A 2,341-nucleotide genomic window follows, 5' to 3' on the forward strand; every position below is an offset into this window, starting at 1 on the left:
GTATCTAAATATGCGGCTGATGCTAATAATTTATCTTTAAAATTAGTGTCTGGAATACTTATTATTTGTGCATTCAAAGTATTAAAAAGGCATAGAGCCAGAACTACAAAGTAGAGTTTCTTCATAAGTGGTATTTTTACACAAAAATAATTCTTTAACACAATAACACAACTTTTTCTGTTAAATTTTAAATAAAAAAAATATTGAAGTAAAAAAAAGTCCCACATTGCTGTGGGACTTTCTATTTAGAGGAAACTAAGAATTATTTTTTCTCCGTTTTTTCCATTTTAGCTTTTAATGCAGCTAATACATCATTGTTATCTCCTAAAGTTGCAGCTGGTGCATTAGTAGTAGATGTAGATGAAGTATTTTCAGTTGCAGCTTTCACGTTTTTCTCTTCTTCTTCACGGAAGATAGCAGTGTGAGAAGCTACTACTCTTTTGAATTCTTTGTTGAATTCGATAACTTTGAAATCAGCAGTATCACCTTTTTTCAATTTCTTTCCGTCTTCTTTTTCAAGGTGACGAGTTGGAATGAAAGCAACGATATCATCTCCGAATTCTACAGTAGCTCCTTTGTCAACGATTTCAGAAATCTCACCATTGTGGATAGTTCCTACAGCGAAAGAATCTTCGTATTGATCCCAAGGATTAGCAGTAGTTTGTTTGTGACCTAAAGATAATTTACGTCCTTCAACATCTAATTCTAATACTACAACATCAAGTTTCTCACCAACATTTACAAACTCAGATGGGTGTTTGATTTTCTTAGTCCAAGAAAGGTCCGAAATGTAGATTAATCCATCAATTCCTTCTTCTAATTCTACGAAAATACCAAAGTTTGTAAAGTTTCTAACGATACCTGTATGTTTAGAACCTACTGGGTATTTAGAAGTAATGTCAGTCCATGGATCTTGAGTCAATTGTTTGATACCTAATGACATCTTACGATCGTCTCTGTCTAAAGTTAAGATAACTGCTTCAACAACATCTCCAACTTTCACGAAGTCCTGAGCAGAACGTAAGTGAGTAGACCATGACATTTCAGAAACGTGAATTAAACCTTCAACACCTTCAGCAACTTCGATGAAAGCACCGTAATCAGCGATTACAACTACTTTACCTTTTACTTTATCACCAATTGTTAAATTAGCATCTAAAGCATCCCATGGGTGAGCGTTTAATTGTTTCAATCCTAATTGAATTCTTGTTTTCTCATCATCGAAATCAAGGATTACAACGTTTAATTTTTGGTCTAATTCAAGAACTTCACTTGGGTGGTTGATTCTGCTCCAAGAAAGGTCAGTAATGTGAATTAATCCGTCAACACCACCTAAGTCAATGAACACACCATAAGAAGTAATGTTTTTAACAACACCTTCTAATACTTGTCCTTTTTGTAATTGACCGATGATTTCTTTTTTCTGTACTTCGATATCAGCCTCGATAAGTGCTTTATGAGATACAACAACGTTTTTGAATTCGTGGTTAATTTTTACCACTTTGAATTCCATCATTTTGTTTACATATACATCGTAGTCTCTAATTGGCTTAACGTCAATTTGAGATCCAGGTAAGAAAGCTTCAATACCAAAAACGTCAACGATCATACCACCTTTAGTTCTGCATTTTACAAAACCATTAACGATTTCACCTGTTTCGTTTGCAGCAATAACTCTATCCCATGATTTAATAGTACGAGCTTTTCTGTGAGATAATACTAATTGACCAGTTTTGTCCTCACGGATGTCGATTAATACTTCTACTTTGTCACCTACTTTTAAGTTTGGGTTGTAACGGAATTCGTTTAAAGAAATAACACCTTCCGATTTTGCGTTGATATCAACGATAACGTCTCTATCTGTAATTCTAACAACTACACCTTCTACTACTTCTTCCTGATCTGTAGCGATGAAAGTTTTTGAAACTAGTTCTTCGAATTCTAATAAGTTTTTCTCATCAACTGCATCAATTCCTTCTTGGAAGTTATGCCAGTTAAAATTTGCTAAAAACTCTTCTTGTGATTTTAATTGTTCAGACATGCTGATAAAAAATTTGTATTCTGTTTCTCTCGAGTTTCATAAAGCAGTAGAAAATACAGAAGTTGTTTTACATAAATAGTTGATACCTAAAGGAAACTCTTCTTTGCCAAAAGGACTGCAAAATTAATACATTTATTTTTAATAGCAAAACAAAAGTGTGTTAGATGATAATTGATAATTGATAATTGATAATTGATAATTGATAATTGATAATTGATAATGGTTAATGGTTAATTGTTAATGGTTAATTGAGAATTGAGAATTGATAATGGTTAATTGTTAATTGCTAATTGTGAATTG

At 32.7% G+C, this 2,341-nt stretch carries 1 protein-coding gene; it reads right to left on the bottom strand.

All coding sequences use genetic code 11. The features are described from left to right. Window positions 1–262 precede the first annotated feature (262 nt). A complete protein-coding gene (gene rpsA, locus JO950_RS21700) occupies window positions 263–2,041 on the bottom strand; it encodes a 30S ribosomal protein S1 (RefSeq protein ID WP_202704508.1) in 1,779 nt (592 codons plus the stop codon). Between the last annotated feature and the right edge of the window lie 300 nt (window positions 2,042–2,341).

Source organism: Flavobacterium sp. UGB4466, assembly GCF_903469665.1.
Classification (GTDB): domain Bacteria; phylum Bacteroidota; class Bacteroidia; order Flavobacteriales; family Flavobacteriaceae; genus Flavobacterium; species Flavobacterium lipolyticum.